The following is a 19,943-nucleotide window of genomic DNA, read 5'->3' on the forward strand; positions in this document are numbered from 1 at the left end:
ACACCTTGGCTAATACAGCTACTTGGCCGTATTTTCGATAACTTCTCTGATTTGAGCCTTATAGGTCTCTAACTTCTGTGGCGTAATCATATGACGCGCTTCATCAAGTACCACACCACCGACATCATCAGCAATACGCTGGGCTGATTGCAGCATCAGTTTAAAGTTCTGATGTGCATCACCGTAGGACGGCACCATCATAAACATTGATACGCCTGGCGTAGAGAAATCAGCCATATGTTCCGGATCAAAGTAACCCGGCTTGACCATATTTGCCAGACTAAATAACACCGGACCGCTACCTGCTGGATCGACATGGCGGTGAAATATTCCCATCGCGCCAAATTTAAATCCTGCATGAAGAATACTTTGCAGTAGCGGCTCACCTGCAATACTGCCGCCGTTAAGCGCTGAAACGTGCAGAACAATCACCAACTCTTTTAACTTATCCGTTACCTGAGCTTTGGTTTCCTGCTGTACATTTTCAGGAACAGGAATAATTTCAGATTCAACTGGGGCAGACTTAACCGGTTCTTCAACTAAAACATCGTCGAAAGACATCTGGACGGGAGAAACCTCCTCCTGATGGTCATTAACTAACGGTTGCTTCTCCATTTCATCATGAACAATCAAAGGATCAACTGTCGGCTCGACTTCCGGCATAGATAAAGGATCGGATGCCTGAGTTTGTGCGGAGATATGACGTACTCGTACCTCACCAACACCTTCGTCAAGTGACTCAAATGATTGTTCAACTTTCTGCGTTATACTCCGTTTCTTCAACGGCTTATCACGAAAAATTGACGAGCGCTCTTTACGACTTGTCCATAAGCCGTGTATTAACAACGCTAAAATGGCTATTGCTCCAACTACTATCAATACTAGACGCAAATTCTGCATCATTGCTATCTCTGCTTTTCTAATACATGCCACCGCGGCAAACATTTACTCTACTAATCTATTTGTCCGCGTATCCAAGTGCAAGCCTAGGCTTGTTTTTATTAATAATAAATACAACTTCTTTACTTTTTTGCTTACTTTTTCATCTTCACAAAGTTCGTAATATATTTATCATAGATTATGATAACCTGATTTGCGCTTATAACTGGAACTTTTAATGCATGACCATACATTCTGACAAACTTAATCAAACATCCAAAAGTGGCTTTCACTATATCACACAAGGGTTTAAGCTGGTTACCCTTCCCGGCATTAAACGTTTTGTTTTGATACCGCTATTAATCAATATTACCTTAATTGGCGGTGCATTCTGGTGGTTATACAACCAATTAGGTGTATGGATCCCCGCTATTATGAGCTATGTACCCAATTGGTTGCAATGGTTAAGCTATCTATTATGGCCAGTGGCTGTTATCACTATTTTACTCATCTTTGGCTACTTCTTTAGTACGTTAGCCAACTGGATAGCCGCACCGTTTAACGGCTTATTGGCCGAAAAACTGGAAGCCAAGCTCTGCGGGAAACCTTCAGCAGATACCGGCATGGTCGATCTGATCAAAGATTTACCCCGAATCATGAAAAGAGAGTGGTTGAAATTAGTTTACTATCTGCCACGTGCTTTATTACTGCTCTTACTCTACTTTATCCCAGGAATAGGCCAGATCGTGTTCCCTGTTTTATGGTTTCTCTTTAGTGCCTGGATGCTTTCAATCCAATACAGTGACTATCCATTCGATAATCATAAGGTCAGCTTTGGAGAGATGAAACGAACATTAGGTCAGGACAAACTCCGCAACCTACAATTCGGTGCCGTCGTTAGCTTATTCACCATGGTGCCGTTTCTGAATTTATTCATCATGCCGGTGGCAGTATGTGGAGCTACGGCGATGTGGGTGGATAGGTATAGGGCTGGATTGATTGGGGAATAATTAGAATTAATATGGCCCATTATATATTGGGCCATATACTAAAATTAAATCAATTTACGACATATATTTGACAGAGCAGCTTGCCAGTCAGATTCAGATATATTGGGATACTGCCTAATTTTTTGGCAATCTAAAACGGAGTAAGTTGGTCGGGCAGCTGGCGTTGGATACTCATCAGTTGTAATTTCTTTAACTTCAGGATTTCCTGCATAGCCGGCATTTCTGGCCTGCTCAAATATAGCCTTAGCAAACTCAAACCAGCTAACCTCTTTATCACCACAATAATGGTAAACTCCACCTTTAACGTCGCCATATTCTATTAATTGAACAATAGTCCTAGCAATATCTCCAGCATACGTCGGACACCCTCGTTGATCCGCAACGATAGATAAGCTTTGGCGATCGGCTCCTAATCTCAGCATCGTTTTTACAAAGTTATTACCATATTCGCTAAACACCCAAGCTGTGCGAATAATAATAGCTGAATGATTTACCTCTAAGACTGATTGTTCACCATTGAGTTTTGTTAAGCCATATACTCCAAGAGGATTCGTTATATCCTCTTCCTTATAAGGTGTAACTGCTCGGCCATCAAAAACATAATCTGTCGAAACATGTATAAGCTTAGCATTTGATATAAGTGCTGCTTCTGCAAGATTTTGTGGACCAATAACGTTCACTAACGTTGCTATGTCGGAGTCTGATTCAGCTTTATCTACAGCAGTATAAGCAGCAGCATTGACAATAATATTGGGTTTAAAAGAATCGATTACATCAAATACAGCCACACGATCGGTTATATCTAAAGATTTTGCATCAGTCTGCAGAATAATCCAATCTTTCGGTACCCGATCTTGAAAACATCGTCCCAATTGCCCATCAGCACCTGTAAGCAATACTCGCATTAAAAAAGATCCTTAAATGTTTTACCTAATTTATCTTTTTCTGACAGTATCGGATTATCAATAGGCCAATCCACAGCAACATTTGGATCGTTCCAAATTAAACAACCTTCACTTGCCGGATTATAATAATCCGTACATTTATACTCAAAATCAGCAAGATCGGATAAGACCACAAAACCATGAGCTAAGCCAGGAGGAATCCAAAACTGAGTCTTATTTTCTTCTGAAAGAATAGCCCCTTCCCATTGACCAAATGTAGGAGAGTCAGGACGAATATCAACCGCGACATCGAACACCTCCCCTCGAACAACGCGAACTAACTTACCCTGAGGATTAGAATGTTGGAAATGGAGACCTCTCAACACCCCCTTCTGAGAACGAGAATAATTATCCTGAACAAATTCAAGATCAATATCTAGCATTTCCTGATAACGTTTTTTTTCGTAAGTCTCAAGAAAGAAACCTCGGGCATCACCGAAAATTTTAGGTTGGATAATTTTTACACCGAGGATTTTTGTGTTTAATACAATCATATTTATACTCTAATAATAGATAATATATTTAATTATTCATTAAAATCTTCACATATTCATTAGATATTACTGACCAAGTGTATTTTTTTTCTGCTATTTTTTTCATTCTATCTCCACAAAAATAACGTTCTGAATCAGAAATATCATTCAATATATTGATTAATTCATCACTCGTTGAAAAATAATAACAATTATTTTCTGTAGTATATCGATTGTAATTACAATCGAAGGCTAATATTAATTTTGAAAAGTGCATTATCTCAACCAGAGAAGGATTTGTACCTCCTGCTGAGTGTCCGTGGACATAGTATTTACACTTACTTCTATATAGAGAAAGAATAGAAACATCATATATTGGATCTAACATAGTTATATTTTTATTATTTCTATACTTTGATAGCAGATTAATACCGTATTCACTATTTTTCCAATTACCTATAAAAACAAGATTCTCTGAAGTTTTACTAAATGCATCAAGCACAATGTGAACATTATTTTCTGGCTCTATACGGCATAAAGATAAAGCAAACTGCTCGTTATAGGGTAAAACATGAGATACATCTATATCATTAATTATATTTGCATGATCACCACCATATGCAATAGTTACAGAATCTTTTTTATATTCCTTAGTAACATAATCTGATATACCTTGATTATCCGAAACTATAACATCAGAAAATTTAACAGCTATACGTTCTGACATTTTTAAAAAAAATTTCGCCCCTTTCCCCCATTTATCTCTACGCCACTCCAATCCATCTATATTTGTTATAATTTTTGCTTTAGAAAACAGTCTAAAAACAGGAAGGGCAATGGCACCAGATACCCCCAAAAGAAGAATAGAATCAGGTTTATATTTTATTGAAGTGAAAAGAGAGATAATGTCATAAAAAATACTAGAAATACCATTAGCATTAATATTAATATAGACAGTTGAAGCATCCTTATATGATGTAAGTTTTTCACTATAGGATTTTGAAGAGCAAAAAACTATATAATCAAGCTCTTTATTATCTATTAAATTATCAACAAGTGTTTCAAATCCGCCATAACATGCAGGAACACCAACAGTGCCTATAACTGCTACTTTACATTTTGATTTCATCGAAGTTATATTTTCCATTATTTTATACAAGTAGCAATAATCTTGACAATCGATTTTGAAAAATTATCTAGCGAAAAATTTCTTTCATAACTCAGTCTTGCAAAAACTGAAACTTTAAGTAGGTCCATATTATCATCTAAAATTTTCGTAATAATATCACCAAATTCATTTATATTACCGGGTTCAATAAGAAAGCCATTAACACCATTCTCTATAATCTCTGCCGCACCACCGTTATTAGTTGTAATAACAGGGATACCAGCTCTTAGTCCTTCTAAAACAGTAGTTGGAAACGGATCAGCCATGATGGATGGAACGAGTAAAACATCACAACAAGTTGATAAATTTTCTGAAATATCCTGAATAAAACCATGAAACACAAAACATTCATTTAAATTATTCTTATTTACTTCATTCTTAAATTCATCAAACAATCCCTTTCTATTTGGAGGACTATCACCAACAATATGAAACTTAACACCTTTAAGTAATGAAGAGGGCAATTTTTTTATTGTATCTAGCAAAAACCAATGCCCTTTTTCTGGCATAACCCTTCCTACCAAATAAAAATTATATACGTCATTTTTATCGAGCCTGGAGAATGTTTCTCTCTGTTTATAACATTCAACATCGGGAATACCATTATATATTAGTAAGACATTCTTACTGTTATCAATACCACTTACATAATTTTTTACTCTATTTGATACACATACAACAACATCTGAAAACTTCTTAGAACAATAAGAAATAAATTTTCCATGAGGTGAGTTATCTAACACTTCATGACAATGAGTTAGCACAGATAAAGAAGATAACTTAGATAAAAATGAAACAGAAAAACATGCAAAGGTATTAACATAAACAAGCTTTATAGACCCCTTATTCTTTCTCAAAAAACTATAAAACTTAAAATTATTAATTACCCACTTTAATACTCCCAATGGAGTAAACATTTTTCGGTGTATAATAGGTAAACAGGGCATTTCTACAAATTTAACTGATGGATTCTTAATTATTGACTGTAAATCCCCTGAAATACGAGGCACAATAATGTCACAATCATATTCCTCAGAATCTAAAGAGTTTATAACATAAGCAAGAATTCTACTTGCACCATAAAGATCATCAACTGGGTGTACAAATATTATTTTTTTCATTTTCAAAACATATAAAATAAATAATCTGGAAGAAAGTTTCTTGGCCCCCAAATAAGGACAGTAATCAGTACTTGAACTGAGGCCAGTGAAACATACAATACTTTATTTTTACTAGGAAAAATATTTTTTAATATAAAAAACAAAACGTAAGGAAATAAGATTTGTGAATATAGGAGAACTCTATCATAAATAATAACATTCCCTTTAAATATAGAAGCAAATATTACCCCCCAAACATAAACAATAAAAATATTTTCTTGTAATTTATTTATTTTTACTTTTGAAAAATAAATAAATAAAAGAGAAATTATGATTGGGATATTTTTTTGATCTAATGATGCTGCACCAATAACTCCTACCCTGACTACTCTAATATACTCGGTTAATGATTGTTTAAGTATTGGTATATATTCTCCCACGACCTCAGCAAGAAAAATATATATGTTATCAGGAATAGGAATCAATGAGATAAAAAGACCAATCAGACAATAATAACGTCTAAATTTTATAAAGGACAGTATAAAAAAAACTAACGTTAAAATTGCAGCCTTGTGGAAAAGAATAGCGACAAACAATAATAATAAAAATAACCGATTCTTTGAATAAAGTAATAAACCTAACAAGGATATAATAATAGCTAACCCTTGCCTATAAATATTAAAATTAAGTTGATAAAAAATGAAATAGCTAGTAAAAAAAATAAATAACAATATATAATTTTCTCTATCACATAACTTTAATAGATAAAGTAGTAAAAAATTAATGATTACAGCATAAACAATAGAAAAAAAGAAAAAATCATTACTAAAGAATGAAATGAAGTCATTTAGGTAATTTAACCCTAACTCATCTAATTTATAATAATTAGAGTCTAAAAAGATATGGTAATACATCACCATATCTTGCCCATAAAAAATATCTCTTGATGCTATCAATAAACACCATAATAATACTATTAAGAATCCCGACAAGACCGTTTTTTGAATACAGTTTAGCCCATAGAGAAATAAAGAAATAAAATATAAACTAATAAAATACATTATTCCCTTACTCGCTTAATTACGGCAGGTACTCCAGCAACAACTGCATATGGAGGAACACTCCTAATAACAACAGCTCCAGCAGCAATAATAGCCCCACGACTTACAGTTACCCCATCTAAAATAGTAACATTAGCCCCAATCCAAACATTATCCTCAATAATAATTCCCTGTTGACTAACTCCCTGATCTTTTATATCGATATTGGCACTGTCAAATAAATGATTTTCAGCTATTAATGTCAATCTTGGCCCTGCCAATACATTATTTCCAATAATAATATTTCCTGCGCAGCCAATATAAGAATAAACACCTATTGCCGAACCATTTCCCATAGAAAAACCTTCACCTTGAGTACCACGATATAGACTTGAAGGCCTTATCATTGTCCCTTGACCAATAGTACAGAAAGAGCCTAAAGTTATTCCATAGTTAGCTATAGTCTGTACTATGCAATCTTGTTCAATTTTAGTTCCATGCCCTACATTTAAATGTTTGGCTCTTCCAATAATACTGACTCTTCTACCAATTAAAACCACCCCAGAGAAATTTGCTCTTCTAACAAATCGAATAAAATACCCTCTGAAAACTTTGATTAAAATCATTATATATATACTAATAGTAACAAATATATCATTATTATCTTCATATCCTATTTTCATATATATTATCTCTTCTTTTTGTTTATAGTCCTACTTAACTTTTCAATTATTGACTCATGAAAAAATATTCGTAAAAAGCATCCAGCTAAAAATCGTCTATTCAACAAATAATAATTAAAAATAATATTAATAATTTTAGTTTTTTTAATTCCTAGAGAATGCAACCTGAAAATCTCATAAGGAACCTCCCATAATCGTACAGATATATATCTTTTCTTCCAGCTAATACCTGAAACTTGATCATCAATATAATTATCTTCTATTAATTTTACTCTATATTTGATATCAGTATAAAGTGCAGCATAAAGAGGAAAAGTAATTCTTTGATTATCAGGACAAGAAAAAGCCACCACTTCTTTAAGTATATTAGTCTTATATATCATAGAAGTAATGAACATCATCGTTGCATCACATTCTTTAAAAATATCAATTAAAGTTTTATCATTATAATTAATAGGGAACGCTCTGGTTTTAACAATATTCCCTTCAGAATCTATACACTTATAATTCAAAAAAAGCCCACCATAATCATTTATATCCATTAATTCCTTTTTAACTAAATCAAATACTTCAGGATGTAAAACATCATCATCACCAACAAACCAAACAAACTTGGTATTTACATCTTCTAACATTCTTAATATATTACCAACCAACCCTAAATTAGTTAAATTCTTCGAAAGTGTAATCTGTTTTCGCTCGCTTAAACTAATTATTTCAGATAAAGATTCATAAGTATTATCATCAGAAGCATTATCTCTTATCATTATTTCTACATCATTATTTGGCACATTCTCTAAAATAGACCTTAATTGATTGCATACTATCTTCTCTCGATTATAGGTAGGAATACAAATAGTTAAATTTTTCATATTTTCAAACGAGTTCTTATAATGAAATTGCGAATAATTACTATCGAAAGCAATAAAAAAATAACGTGAGCTAATGCAATATAAATGAGTAAACCATCTAACCCGATAAACTTAGTATATAAAAGTGTAATAACAGGAATAATAACATTCATTATAATGCTTAACTTGAACAATGCTTCTATACCAAAACAACGCGTAAATGTTGCATAGTTACATATTGCTGTTGTACAAAAAAACATGATACTTAAAAGAATCATGCTATTAGTTTCTAATATTCGATTAAATATAAAAAAGTGTGGAAGAATAAACTTTAACAAAAATAGAAATGTTATACATATCAGAAAAACAACTATAGATACATATTGTAAACATTTAAAACTTCTTAATGCATTATCTATTCCATTAGATGTTATTGCGTTACTAATTTTAGCTCTATTAACTAAAACAATATTTTGAGCAATAACACTAAATGCGTTAAATAACGCAAAAGTCATACCAAAGACCCCAGCGTATACTGGACTTACCAATTTAAAAAATATTAAATTATAACTATTCCAATAAAAATAGCCAGTAGCCCAAACAAGAGCCAATTTTAGCTGAAAACCAGAAGCTTTTTTAAACTCAATAAATCCTATATAAAGGATATCTCTTTTTTTAAAAATATTTATACATGAATTATAAATATATTTTCTTATTGAAATAAACTGTGATAACACAAGCACAGCTTGTGATATCACTAAAGCAATTAGACCATAATTAAAAAACAACAAAGTCCATAATATAGAGGAAGATAGAGCTATCGATATAAATCTTGATTTGTATACATTTCTTACAAGCAATCCACCTTCCATATGAGAATAAAACGGAATAACTAATAGACTTATAGCAATAAAAAACAAATACCATCGCCAACAAATCAAAGTCAAATGATCAAATTCAGGAACATCCTTAAAAATATAAATGCCATAATTATAAGCACATATATAAAAAACCAGAGCAATAAGAAAATACGTTACAATAGAAAATACATGCAATCCTTTAACATTTATATCATTAGAGAAGTCAGAGTATTTCCTTGAATTATTTTGACTTGCGTAAGTCTGAACCAATACAACACTAAAACCCAATTCAAATACTTGTTGTATTGCAGCAATGGAAATAAATGTGAAATATATACCTTGCTCTACGGGAGCTAATCCAGAGGCAATAAATAAGAGTGTTATAGGCCCTGATAATATTTTCCACATTGCACCAGCGTTAGCAAATAAGATGGCTTTAACATCAATCATTTAATTTTATACTTTTATTGATATAGTCAAATAATCCAATTTGTTGTCTCCATTCAGGAACAAGCCCATATGGATATTGTGGAAAAAATATTTCTCTATCCCTATAAGATTTTGCTCCAAAGTCAACATCAAACTCTCTTCCTAGTGACTTATTTACTTCTGATACAATATCTTTTAATGTACATGAACACTTGGAATAAACACCATAACGCTCCACATCATCCATATTAAATTCTAATAATCTTTTTATTGATAACATATACGCATTACATACATCATCAACATGTACAAGATTTAAAACTTGTTCACCTTTAGATAATTCACATTTAATATCACTCTTTGCACAATCTAAAATATAATCTAAAACTTTACCCCTACCATCACTGGTACCATAAGTACCATAAATAAATAATTCTACAATATCAACATTACTATAATATGAATATTGTTTCAAAAATGAATACAATGCATCCTTAGATGATGCATAGTTATCCAAAGGTATATTCGGTGTATTTTTATCGCCTAATTGCCAATAAGATGCTGTAGAAATAAACTTTCTTTTTTTTGCATCTTGTTTAGAGATTTCATCAAGTAATTTAATTGGTAATAATATATTGCTATCTATTAACTGATTAACATCATTTTTATATGAAGTAGCTAAATGAATAGTTATATCAGGTTTAAACTCTTCATATGTAGAAGAAAAAACATTACTCTCGTGATAACTTCTTATATAGTCGATAAATTTAGATTTATAATTCTTATCTCTAACAAAAGCCCCAACAATATATCCTGACTCTTTAAGTTTTTTCGTTAAATTATATCCAATAAAACCAGTTGCACCGGTCAAAATAACTTTTTTTTTCATAAAAAGTTTGGGCGAAAATAATTCGCCCCCTCATTATCAAAATTAAAAATTCAAACCAAAAAACTCTTCAAATTTAGAAATAACATAATCTAAATGGTCATGAGTTAATCCCGGATAAATACCAATCCAGAATGTTTGATTCATAATTCTGTCAGTATTGGTTAATTCGCCAACCACTCTATAATTTACCTTCTCAAAATACGGTTGACGCGTTAAGTTACCCGCAAAAAGGAGACGAGTACCTATTTTTGCCTCGTCTAGAAACTTAACTAACTCTACGCGACTCACTCCACTATCTTCTTTCAGAGTAATAGGAAAACCAAACCAAGACGGCTCCGAATTTTCTGTAGCTTCAGGCAGTTCAAGGAATTGTTCGCAAGATGCCAAACCGGCTTTTAAATATTTAAAGTTAGCTTTACGAGCCTCAACGAACTCCTCAACACGCTCCAATTGAGCTAAACCACATGCAGCCTGCATATCTGTAATCTTGAGATTATAGCCTAAATGAGAATAGGTATATTTATGGTCATAACCAGCAGGTAAAGATCCAAATTGTTGGCTAAAACGTTTACCACAGGTATTATCGCAGCCAGGAGCACAATAGCAGTCACGTCCCCAGTCACGGAACGACTCAATAATCTTTTTCAACTCATGAGACTTTGTGAAAACCGCCCCACCTTCACCCATGGTGATGTGGTGTGCTGGATAGAAGCTAACTGTTGCAATATCACCGAAAGTACCTGCCATTTGGCCATTATATTTAGAGCCTAAGGCATCGCAGCAGTCTTCAATCAACCATAAATTATATTTATCTGCTACACGGCGAACTTCAGATAGATCAAATAAATTGCCTAGAGTATGGGCAATCATAATAGCTTTAGTCTTATCAGTAACCGCTGATTCAATTAAAGCAGCATTAACATTATAGGTAGGAATATCAACGTCAATAAATACCGGTATTAAACCATTTTGAATTGTTGGGTTAACCGTTGTAGGGAAACCTGCTGCAACGGTAATCACTTCATCCCCAACTTTAAGCGCTCTTTCACCCAGTTTGGGTGAAGTTAATGCGGTTAATGCTAGCAAGTTAGCTGAAGAACCAGATGTGGTTGTTAATACATAAGGAACCCCTAAATACTCACCCAATTTTTTTTCAAAAGCATCATTAAAGCGGCCTGTGGTTAACCACCCATCCAATGACGCCTCAACCATCAGCTGTAATTCTTTAGTACCAATAACTTTACCAGATGGAGGGACAACGCTTTTGCCGGCTTCAAATTGCTTTGGTGCCATTGCTGTTTCAGCGTACTGTGCAACCAACTCAGCAATTTGTTGACGTAACATTTCTTGATTCATTTTCTCTCCAATCCTAATTTTTACTTGTATTCATATAATCATTAATTTCACGGATACAATAATCAAACATATCCGCGGTGTTTAGCCATGTTTTGTGCCAGGCCACAATACGAGTTAATGCTTCTTCTAAATCCCAACGTGGGGACCAATTCAAACGCATTTTAGCTTTAGAACAATCCAGCTTTAAATAGTGCGCCTCATGGGGATGATTTTGACCATCCAGTATCCATCGCGCATTTTCACCCCATAAATTAACCATCTGCTCAACAATTTCACCAACTGTAGTAGCATCCGAGTCATTCGGACCAAAATTCCAGCCCTCTGAGTATTCAGCACCATTAGAATAAAGATATTGAGCTAAAAGCAAATAGCCTGATAATGGCTCTAAAACATGCTGCCAAGGGCGTATTGCGTTTGGGTTGCGTACGGTTACTGCTTCTGATTTTTCAAAAGCTTTCAAGATATCAGGAACCAAACGGTCCGCAGCCCAATCACCACCACCAATAACGTTACCAGCCCTAACCGTTGCCAATCCGATACCATGCTGCTGATATTGGGCAGGATTAAAATATGAATCACGGTAAGCTGAGGTAACTAACTCTGCACAACCTTTGCTATTTGAATAAGGATCATACCCTCCCATGGGTTCATTCTCTCGATATCCCCATAGCCACTCTTTATTCTCATAACATTTATCGCTGGTAATATTGACAACAGCCTTGATCCCTTCGATATGTCTAACTACCTCAAGTAAATGTACCGTACCCATTACATTGGTCGAATAAGTATCTACGGGCTCATCATAAGACAAACGGACCAAAGGCTGCGCGGCCATATGAAAAATAATCTCTGGCTTAAATTCGTTTATCGCTTTATGTAGCGCTTTATAATCACGAATGTCTCCTTCAATAGAGATCATATGAGATGCTACACTAGCACACTCAAACAAACTTGGAGTAGTCGGAGCTGGGAGCGAATAACCACAGACAGTAGCTCCCATGTTTTGAAGCCAAAGACTCATCCAACTCCCTTTGAACCCTGTATGCCCGGTAACAAAAACACGTTTACCTTGCCAAAATGTCTGTTCAATCATTGATAATCACTCCCACACTTTCCACGGAGCCTTACCACTATCCCAGAGTTCCTGTAAATGTACTTTATCTCTTAAGGTATCCATTGGTTGCCAAAAACCGGTATGCTCATAAGCCATTAACTCCCCCTTTTCTGCAAGGGTCATTAACGGTTCCTGTTCCCAAATAGATTTATCATCCGAAATTAATTCAATAACCTTTGGTGATAAGACAAAAAAACCGCCATTAATCATGGCTCCATCACCTTTTGGTTTTTCTTGGAAAGAACATACTTGTTTATTTTGTATATCCAATGCGCCAAAACGACCAGGAGGATAAGTTGCAGTTAATGTCGCTAGCTTGCCATGATTACGATGAAATTCAATAGATTGGCTAATATCCATATCTCCAACTCCATCACCATAAGTAAAACAAAAAGCATCTTCATTTTTAAGATATTCAGAAACACGCTTTAAACGCCCACCAGTCATAGAATGTTCTCCAGTATCAACTAAAGTAACATTCCACGGTTCAACGCGTTTATGGTGCACTTTCATCTCATTTTCACGCATACAAAATGTGACATCAGACATATGTAAAAAATAATTTGCGAAATATTCTTTAATGACATAGCCCTTATAGCCACAGCAAATAATGAAGTCATTAATGCCATGGGATGAATACATCTTCATGATATGCCATAAAATAGGCATACCACCAATATCCACCATTGGTTTTGGTTTAACAACGGTTTCTTCACTTAGTCTGGTGCCTAAACCTCCGGCAAGAATTACTGCTTTCACATATTACTCCGTTATCATTATTAATTCGATTGCACAAAGGCATCAGAAAAGAATTGTTTCTCTGGCAAGCCACTCTTCACAAAGTCTTTGCGGGCAGCTTCAATCATAATGGGACTACCACAAGCGTAAACATTAAACGCCGACAAATTTGCAAAATCAGCTAAAACGGCTTGATGTACAAAACCTGTTCGACCATTCCATTCATCATCTATATCAGAAACAACCGGAATATATTCAATATGACTATATTGTTTACTCCAGTCTTCAGCTACATCCGAGTAAAAATATTGCTGGCTAGCCATGCCCCAGTAAATATATATACATCGGGAATCATTTTTACTTAGCAGCTCTTCAACCATCGCTTTTACCGGGGCAAATCCTGTACCACCAGCTAAAAATATAATTGGCCTATCATCATCACGAATAAAAAATGTTCCTAGTGGCCCTTCCGCTCGTAGAAGAGCATTCTCTTTTAATTCATTAAAAATAAAACCACTAAAAATACCATCTTCAACTTTACGAATATGAAGCTCAATAGTTTCACCTTTCATATTTGCAATTGAATAACTTCTTCTCACTCCATTCAAACTAAGATCGATATATTGCCCAGGTAAATAATCAAATTTAATAGTAGGTGGTATACGTAAATGAACAATGGCTATTTCATCACACCGAAACTGTAATGAATGAACTTTACATGGAAAACTTTTTTTTACAATATTACTCAATTGCGGGTAGTATTCAGCCTGAATAACCACATCACTTTTCGGCTTGGCACAACAAGTCAGAATATAGCCATCAGCGACTTCATCTGCGGATAATGTTGAACTATTTACGCTATTAACACTGCCTTGAAGCAAGCGTGCTTTACATGTACCACAGCTGCCATCTTTACAACTGTATTCTATGTTAATATTTTTTTCTAAGGCAGAATCAAGAATAGATAGATCTTCACTTGCATCAAAAATAATACCTGATGGCTGCAGTTCAATTTTAATTGACATATTTAACAATACTCATCTAAATACTATTAATTATTTTCGTTTCTTCGATAATTAATTAAGGTATTATTAGCCAGAACAATAGCAGCTCCAACAATTACACCTAATAAAGCACCTAATACTAATATTATCGCTATCTTTGGCTTATCCTTAATAATTGGCGCCATAGGATTTTTCAAATAACTAAACGCTTGGGCAGTATTCCCATCAACTTTAAATTTATCTAAATTAATATACTGAAACTGGAGATCATAATAATTTTTATCAAATACTAATGGCTGGGCTGAAATACCGTCAGACATCGCACTAAGTGCTTCTTTACCTAATAAAAATAAGTTAGTTCCATCTAATTTGGTTAAACCGCTGATCTGAGGTTTTTGAATACCCGATTTTTCAGCTATCACCAATGCCCTGACGATCTGACTAATCTCTTCCAAACGTTTTTCTTCAGCAATTTTCTTCAAAGCATCCATCTGATTTTTAATATTGTTTTTTCTACCTTCAATTTGAGATGCTAATTGTTCGTATTGCATCTGACTAACATTACTATTGACTTTCTGCATATAACTTTCCAGCAGTAGCTTTGCTTGCAGAGCAGTACTAGCAGGGAAACTGACGGTATAAATATTGCTATCTTTCTCTTTGATAAAGCTGACTTTATCAATAACATCACCAAGTAATTTAGCCGTTTCAGACTCATTCTTATTTTCAGCTAAGGCTTTAAAATAATCGCTCTGACTAATGAACTTACTTAATTCGTTATAGGAACCCGCCTGACTAATAAATTGCTTGAATAGCTTTTCAGAAACATCTTCCGGTGTGGAAGATTTTTCTGTATTGCCTTCAATCAACCGAACACCTTGATAATAATTACTTGTGGCATCAAAACCCGGCACATCCACCACCGCAGTCGCCGTCCACTGCTCTTTTGCAGTAAAGGCATAAATACCCCCTATCAAAGTACCCGCTACCATACAGCCCACGATCCACCACTTTTTCCGCCATAACTGAGCAATCAGCTCAAACAGATCAATCTCATCCTTTTTAGGCGTGGGATACATAGGATAATAACCCGCCAGCATAGGTTGTGGCTGAGATTGAGGTTGTTCTTTATCGCTCATCGACATTTCCAATTAATTGAAATTAAAGAGTATTATTTGAAAGAAAACCGAAGTTTCTATTTTTGAAGTAAGCTACCGCCCTTGGGTTACAGCTCCCAAAGGCACAAATGATATTTGCATAGTTTGCGTAGGTTCACTTTAGGCATAGATTTTAACGTTTTTTCTTATGCCGGCAGACAAAAAATCTGCTTATCCGTTAAGCAACGCGTGTTAAGTACGGTATGTGAACCGATTGATTATACTCACTTAGCCCTCAATCGCAAGTAAAGTGCAACACAAATCGAACCAAAAAATAAAAATAACCATTTGATTTTAATAAAGAATAATTATTATCACGTACGGTTTTGATTCGGATTTTTAGAATTTAATCAGTAAAATCAACAATCTCTCTAAATCAAAACGCAAGCGCATTTACAAGCACCTCTTAGTATAGTGAGTTATCGCTAATCTCAATTAAGATAATAAAAACATATTCCTTAATTACATATCGATATATCTATTCCTTCCTTCACTCCTGTGATTTTGGCGCTATGCTGTACACAGGTTCCCTAAATAATTCATAAATAATATTAAAGGATAGGCCATGACGAAGATTTATGAAGACAATTCTCAAACTATTGGTCATACACCATTAGTTCGCTTAAACCGTATTGGTAATGGCAAAATTTTAGCGAAGGTTGAGTCACGTAATCCCAGCTTTAGTGTAAAATGCCGAATTGGCGCCAATATGATTTGGGATGCTGAAAAACGTGGGGTATTAAAAAAAGGGGTTCAGATAGTTGAACCAACCAGCGGAAACACCGGCATTGCTCTGGCCTTCGTCGCTGCGGCTCGAGGATATAAGTTAACGCTCACTATGCCAGAATCAATGAGTCTGGAACGACGTAAACTGCTAAAAGCGCTGGGTGCTAATTTGGTATTGACCGAAGCGGCCAAAGGCATGAAAGGTGCGATTGCCAAAGCAGAAGAAATTGTGGCTGCTGACCCTCAGCGTAATTTACTGCTTCAGCAATTTAATAATCCAGCTAACCCAGAAATTCATGAAAAAACAACCGGTCCTGAAATTTGGCAAGATACTGACGGTGAAATCGATGTATTTATTGCCGGTGTCGGTACCGGAGGCACCCTAACGGGTGTAAGCCGCTATATCAAAAACACCAAAGGCAAAAAAATTATTTCTGTCGCGGTAGAGCCTACGGATTCTCCGGTTATCAGCCAGGCATTGGCTGGCGAAGAATTAAAACCAGGCCCACATAAAATTCAAGGCATCGGCGCTGGCTTTATTCCTGGTAATCTGGATTTAAGTCTGATTGATAGAGTTGAGAAAATCACCAATGAAGAGGCGATTTCAACCGCTCGCCGTTTAATGGAAGAAGAAGGCATTTTGGCTGGAATTTCTTCTGGCGCCGCCGTTGCCGCCGCGCTGAAACTTATTGAGTTACCTGAGTTTGCGGATAAGAATATCGTCGTGATTCTGCCTTCATCAGGAGAGCGTTATTTGAGTACCCCACTGTTTGCCGATCTATTTACTGAAAAAGAACTGCAACAGTAAGTTAGTCCTCACTTAACTAACTTTGATGAAAGAGATAAAAGCTGCGAAATTCTACGCAGCTTTTTACTTTGCTCTCACTTATCCACCTCTCCCCACTCAACAAAATTTCGATCCTCAGAGTCCATACAAAGATAGGCATCGCTACGAAGATTGAATAAGCACATTTTCACCCAAATTTTGTGTTCTACCTCTCGATTTTCATCAAAAAAATTTGCTTTATTTACCAACTGCTAGTATCAAGCTAATACTTTTTTTGATGCGCGAATTAAATCACTTCATTCCCTCTTTCGCTTCTTGCCAAAAGGGGTCATATATAATAGCGTAAGTGATGTAATCATAGTTCGGAGCGAAGAATGAACGCTGCTGAGCGCACATTCTTACCAATACCGGCTGTCCCGCGCATTCCACATTAACATGGCTCTTTTTGCTTCAACGCCAGCGCTATGTTAATAAAATTTAGGCTAAACTTAACGGTTAACGCCAAAAGCATTAATTCAACTAAGTTGAGGATCACTATGTTTCAGCAAGATGTCACAGTAACCGCACCAAATGGCCTTCACACTCGTCCTGCAGCGCAGTTTGTTAAAGAAGCAAAAGCATTTACTTCTGACATTACTGTCACTTCCAACGGTAAGAGCTCCAGTGCAAAAAGCCTGTTCAAACTGCAAACTTTAGGTTTGACTCAAGGAACTGTCGTGACCATTTCTGCCGAAGGTGAAGATGAGCAACAAGCCGTTGAGCATCTGGTCAAATTAATGGCAGAACTTGAATAAGCCTTGTATTGCATTTCAACACCCGTTTTAAATTAAGGTAGGCTTATGATTTCAGGTATCTTAGTATCTCCCGGCATCGCATTTGGTAAGGCTTTGATATTAAAAGACGACCCTATCGTCGTTAATAACAAAAAAATTTCCAGCGATAATATCGAGCAGGAAATTGCCCGTTTCAAAGCTGGTCGCGATAAGTCCAGTGAACAACTCAACGCCATTATGGCTAAAGCGAGTGAGACGTTCGGCGAAGAAAAGGCGGCCATATTTGAAGGCCATATCATGCTGTTGGAGGACGAAGACCTCGAGCAGGAAGTCGAAAGCCGGATTAAAACGAAATTAGAAAGCGCTGATGCTGCCGCTTATGGCGTATTTGAAGCTCAGGCCATTGAGCTCGAAAGCCTTGAAGACGAATATTTAAAAGAGCGCGCTACTGATATCCGTGATATTGGTAAGCGCCTGCTGAAGAATATTCTTGGTTTAAGCATTGTCGATCTCGGCGCTATTCAGGATGAAGTTATCCTGGTGGCAACCGATCTCACCCCTTCAGAAACCGCCCAATTAAATCTGGATAAAGTCCTTGGTTTTATTACCGATTTAGGCGGACGTACTTCCCATACCTCAATTATGGCACGTTCATTAGAAATCCCTGCCATTGTGGGTACCAATGACGTTACTAAGCAGGTTAATAATGGGGATTATCTGATTCTGGACTGTGTAAATAACAAAGTTTACGTTAATCCACCGACAGAAAAGATTGAACAGTTAAAAGTTGCCCAAGCGCAATATCTTAGCGATAAAAATGAATTAGCTAAGCTGAAAGATTTACCGGCGATTACCTTAGATGGCCATCAGGTTGAAGTGTGCGCTAACATCGGTACCGTACGCGATGTTCCCGGTGCAGAACGCAATGGCGCTGAAGGTGTCGGACTTTACCGTACTGAATTCCTGTTTATGGATCGCGACGCTTTCCCTACTGAGGAAGAGCAGTTTCAGGCCTATAAAGCCGTTGTTGATTCTATGGGTGATCAAGCCGTTATTTTACGCACCATGGATATCGGCGGTGACAAAGATCTGCCTTATATGAACCTGCCAAAAGAAGAAAACCCATTCCTCGGCTGGCGAGCAATTCGTATCTGTTTAGATCGCAAAGAAATTCTTCATGCTCAGCTACGTGCCGTATTGCGCGCTTCCGCTTTTGGTAAATTACGCATTATGTTCCCAATGATTATTTCAGTAGAAGAAGTTCGCCTACTGAAAGCTGAGTTGGAAATGTTGAAAGAACAGCTAAGAAAAGAAGATATTGCTTTTGATGAAGCGATTGAAGTGGGTGTGATGGTAGAAACACCTGCCGCAGCCACAATTGCTCATCATCTGGCAAAAGAAGTCGATTTCTTTAGTATTGGGACAAATGATTTAACCCAGTATACTCTAGCAGTAGATCGCGGCAATGAGCTGATTTCTCATCTCTATAATCCACTATCGCCGTCCGTATTAACCCTGATTAAGCAGGTTATTGATGCCTCGCATAAAGAAGGAAAATGGACTGGTATGTGTGGTGAATTAGCCGGTGATGAGAGAGCAACGCTGTTGCTACTTGGCATGGGTCTGGATGAATTTAGTATGAGTGCAATCTCAATCCCTCGCATCAAGAAAATTATTCGTAACGCGAATTTCTCTGATGTGAAAACGCTGGCAGAAAATGCGTTAGCACAGCCAACGGCGAAGGATGTTTTAGCGATTGTTGACAAATTCATCAAAGAAAAAACGCTCTGCTAAGTCATCTTTATAAGAAGAGCCGATCCCGATAACGCTTATTGTTACGGTTCATTTGGGTCTGGATAGTACACAATAATCTGAGGCTACCAATAGGTAGATAAGGTTTTGAGTACTACTCAGACCCCAAAAACATGTAGAATAGCGATAACGATGGATTGGTATAAGGCA

General features: G+C 35.9%; 19 protein-coding genes. 4 read left to right on the forward strand and 15 right to left on the reverse strand.

The features are described 5' to 3' along the window. Positions 1-18 precede the first annotated feature (18 nt). The gene (zipA, locus tag EL341_RS12285) at positions 19-903 is read right to left on the reverse strand and encodes a cell division protein ZipA (RefSeq protein ID WP_074823478.1); all 885 of its coding nucleotides are present in this window, start codon (positions 901-903) and stop codon (positions 19-21) included. A 218-nt stretch (positions 904-1,121) separates the two neighbouring features. On the opposite strand from zipA, the gene cysZ reads away from it, so the two are divergent. Further along, entirely contained in the window at positions 1,122-1,889 is a 768-nt protein-coding gene (gene cysZ, locus EL341_RS12290) for a sulfate transporter CysZ (protein ID WP_074823210.1), read from the forward strand. A gap of 44 nt (positions 1,890-1,933) precedes the next feature. Here the strand turns inward: cysZ and rfbD are convergent, their stop codons facing one another. The 14 genes from rfbD to EL341_RS12360 all read right to left on the reverse strand — a co-directional run bounded on the left by rfbD (position 1,934) and on the right by EL341_RS12360 (position 15,677). Further along, on the reverse strand, positions 1,934-2,794 hold the full coding sequence (gene rfbD, locus EL341_RS12295; protein WP_074823215.1) for a dTDP-4-dehydrorhamnose reductase: 861 nt from the start codon (positions 2,792-2,794) through the stop codon (positions 1,934-1,936). After that, entirely contained in the window at positions 2,794-3,327 is a 534-nt protein-coding gene (gene rfbC / locus EL341_RS12300) for a dTDP-4-dehydrorhamnose 3,5-epimerase (protein WP_074823218.1), read from the reverse strand. Before rfbC ends, rfbD begins: the two co-directional genes overlap by 1 nt. A 28-nt stretch (positions 3,328-3,355) precedes the next feature. Continuing rightward, the gene (locus EL341_RS12305) at positions 3,356-4,435 is read right to left on the reverse strand and encodes a DUF1972 domain-containing protein (protein ID WP_074823221.1); all 1,080 of its coding nucleotides are present in this window, start codon (positions 4,433-4,435) and stop codon (positions 3,356-3,358) included. 17 nt (positions 4,436-4,452) lie between these two features. Then, positions 4,453-5,595, reverse strand: coding sequence for a glycosyltransferase family 4 protein (locus EL341_RS12310; RefSeq protein WP_126467875.1), 1,143 nt, complete (start codon positions 5,593-5,595; stop codon positions 4,453-4,455). Between the two features lie 2 nt (positions 5,596-5,597). Further along, the gene (locus tag EL341_RS12315; RefSeq protein WP_164720463.1) at positions 5,598-6,530 is read right to left on the reverse strand and encodes an EpsG family protein; all 933 of its coding nucleotides are present in this window, start codon (positions 6,528-6,530) and stop codon (positions 5,598-5,600) included. Between the two features lie 104 nt (positions 6,531-6,634). Next, positions 6,635-7,297 carry an acyltransferase gene (locus EL341_RS12320; RefSeq protein WP_074823234.1) on the reverse strand — a complete coding sequence of 221 codons (663 nt, stop codon included), beginning with the start codon at positions 7,295-7,297 and terminating at the stop codon, positions 6,635-6,637. A gap of 5 nt (positions 7,298-7,302) precedes the next feature. Beyond that, positions 7,303-8,169 carry a glycosyltransferase family 2 protein gene (locus tag EL341_RS12325; protein WP_074823236.1) on the reverse strand — a complete coding sequence of 289 codons (867 nt, stop codon included), beginning with the start codon at positions 8,167-8,169 and terminating at the stop codon, positions 7,303-7,305. Then, complete coding sequence (locus EL341_RS12330; RefSeq protein ID WP_074823239.1) at positions 8,166-9,458, reverse strand: MATE family efflux transporter; 1,293 nt, start codon at positions 9,456-9,458, stop codon at positions 8,166-8,168. Before EL341_RS12330 ends, EL341_RS12325 begins: the two co-directional genes overlap by 4 nt. Continuing rightward, complete coding sequence (locus EL341_RS12335) at positions 9,451-10,326, reverse strand: NAD-dependent epimerase/dehydratase family protein (RefSeq protein ID WP_074823242.1); 876 nt, start codon at positions 10,324-10,326, stop codon at positions 9,451-9,453. Before EL341_RS12335 ends, EL341_RS12330 begins: the two co-directional genes overlap by 8 nt. Positions 10,327-10,368: 42 nt before the next feature. Continuing rightward, positions 10,369-11,682, reverse strand: a complete 1,314-nt coding sequence (gene rfbH, locus EL341_RS12340; protein WP_074823247.1) for a lipopolysaccharide biosynthesis protein RfbH — start codon at positions 11,680-11,682, stop codon at positions 10,369-10,371. 13 nt (positions 11,683-11,695) lie between these two features. Continuing rightward, positions 11,696-12,775: a CDP-glucose 4,6-dehydratase gene (gene rfbG / locus EL341_RS12345; RefSeq protein WP_074823251.1), complete on the reverse strand. Its 1,080-nt coding sequence runs from the start codon at positions 12,773-12,775 to the stop codon at positions 11,696-11,698. A gap of 6 nt (positions 12,776-12,781) precedes the next feature. Then, complete coding sequence (rfbF, locus tag EL341_RS12350; RefSeq protein ID WP_074823253.1) at positions 12,782-13,555, reverse strand: glucose-1-phosphate cytidylyltransferase; 774 nt, start codon at positions 13,553-13,555, stop codon at positions 12,782-12,784. A gap of 20 nt (positions 13,556-13,575) precedes the next feature. Then, a complete protein-coding gene (locus EL341_RS12355) occupies positions 13,576-14,559 on the reverse strand; it encodes a CDP-6-deoxy-delta-3,4-glucoseen reductase (RefSeq protein ID WP_074823256.1) in 984 nt (327 codons plus the stop codon). A gap of 26 nt (positions 14,560-14,585) precedes the next feature. Further along, on the reverse strand, positions 14,586-15,677 hold the full coding sequence (locus tag EL341_RS12360; protein ID WP_074823259.1) for an LPS O-antigen chain length determinant protein WzzB: 1,092 nt from the start codon (positions 15,675-15,677) through the stop codon (positions 14,586-14,588). A 583-nt stretch (positions 15,678-16,260) separates the two neighbouring features. On the opposite strand from EL341_RS12360, the gene cysK reads away from it, so the two are divergent. The 3 genes from cysK to ptsI all read left to right on the forward strand — a co-directional run bounded on the left by cysK (position 16,261) and on the right by ptsI (position 19,775). Next, on the forward strand, positions 16,261-17,229 hold the full coding sequence (cysK, locus tag EL341_RS12365; RefSeq protein ID WP_074823264.1) for a cysteine synthase A: 969 nt from the start codon (positions 16,261-16,263) through the stop codon (positions 17,227-17,229). Between the two features lie 515 nt (positions 17,230-17,744). After that, positions 17,745-18,002, forward strand: coding sequence for a phosphocarrier protein Hpr (gene ptsH / locus EL341_RS12370; RefSeq protein ID WP_047781613.1), 258 nt, complete (start codon positions 17,745-17,747; stop codon positions 18,000-18,002). A 45-nt stretch (positions 18,003-18,047) separates the two neighbouring features. Further along, complete coding sequence (gene ptsI, locus EL341_RS12375; RefSeq protein ID WP_074823267.1) at positions 18,048-19,775, forward strand: phosphoenolpyruvate-protein phosphotransferase PtsI; 1,728 nt, start codon at positions 18,048-18,050, stop codon at positions 19,773-19,775. The last annotated feature ends 168 nt before the right edge of the window (positions 19,776-19,943 follow it).

It is taken from the genome of Pragia fontium (assembly GCF_900638655.1).
GTDB classification, from domain to species: Bacteria; Pseudomonadota; Gammaproteobacteria; order Enterobacterales; family Enterobacteriaceae; genus Pragia; species Pragia fontium.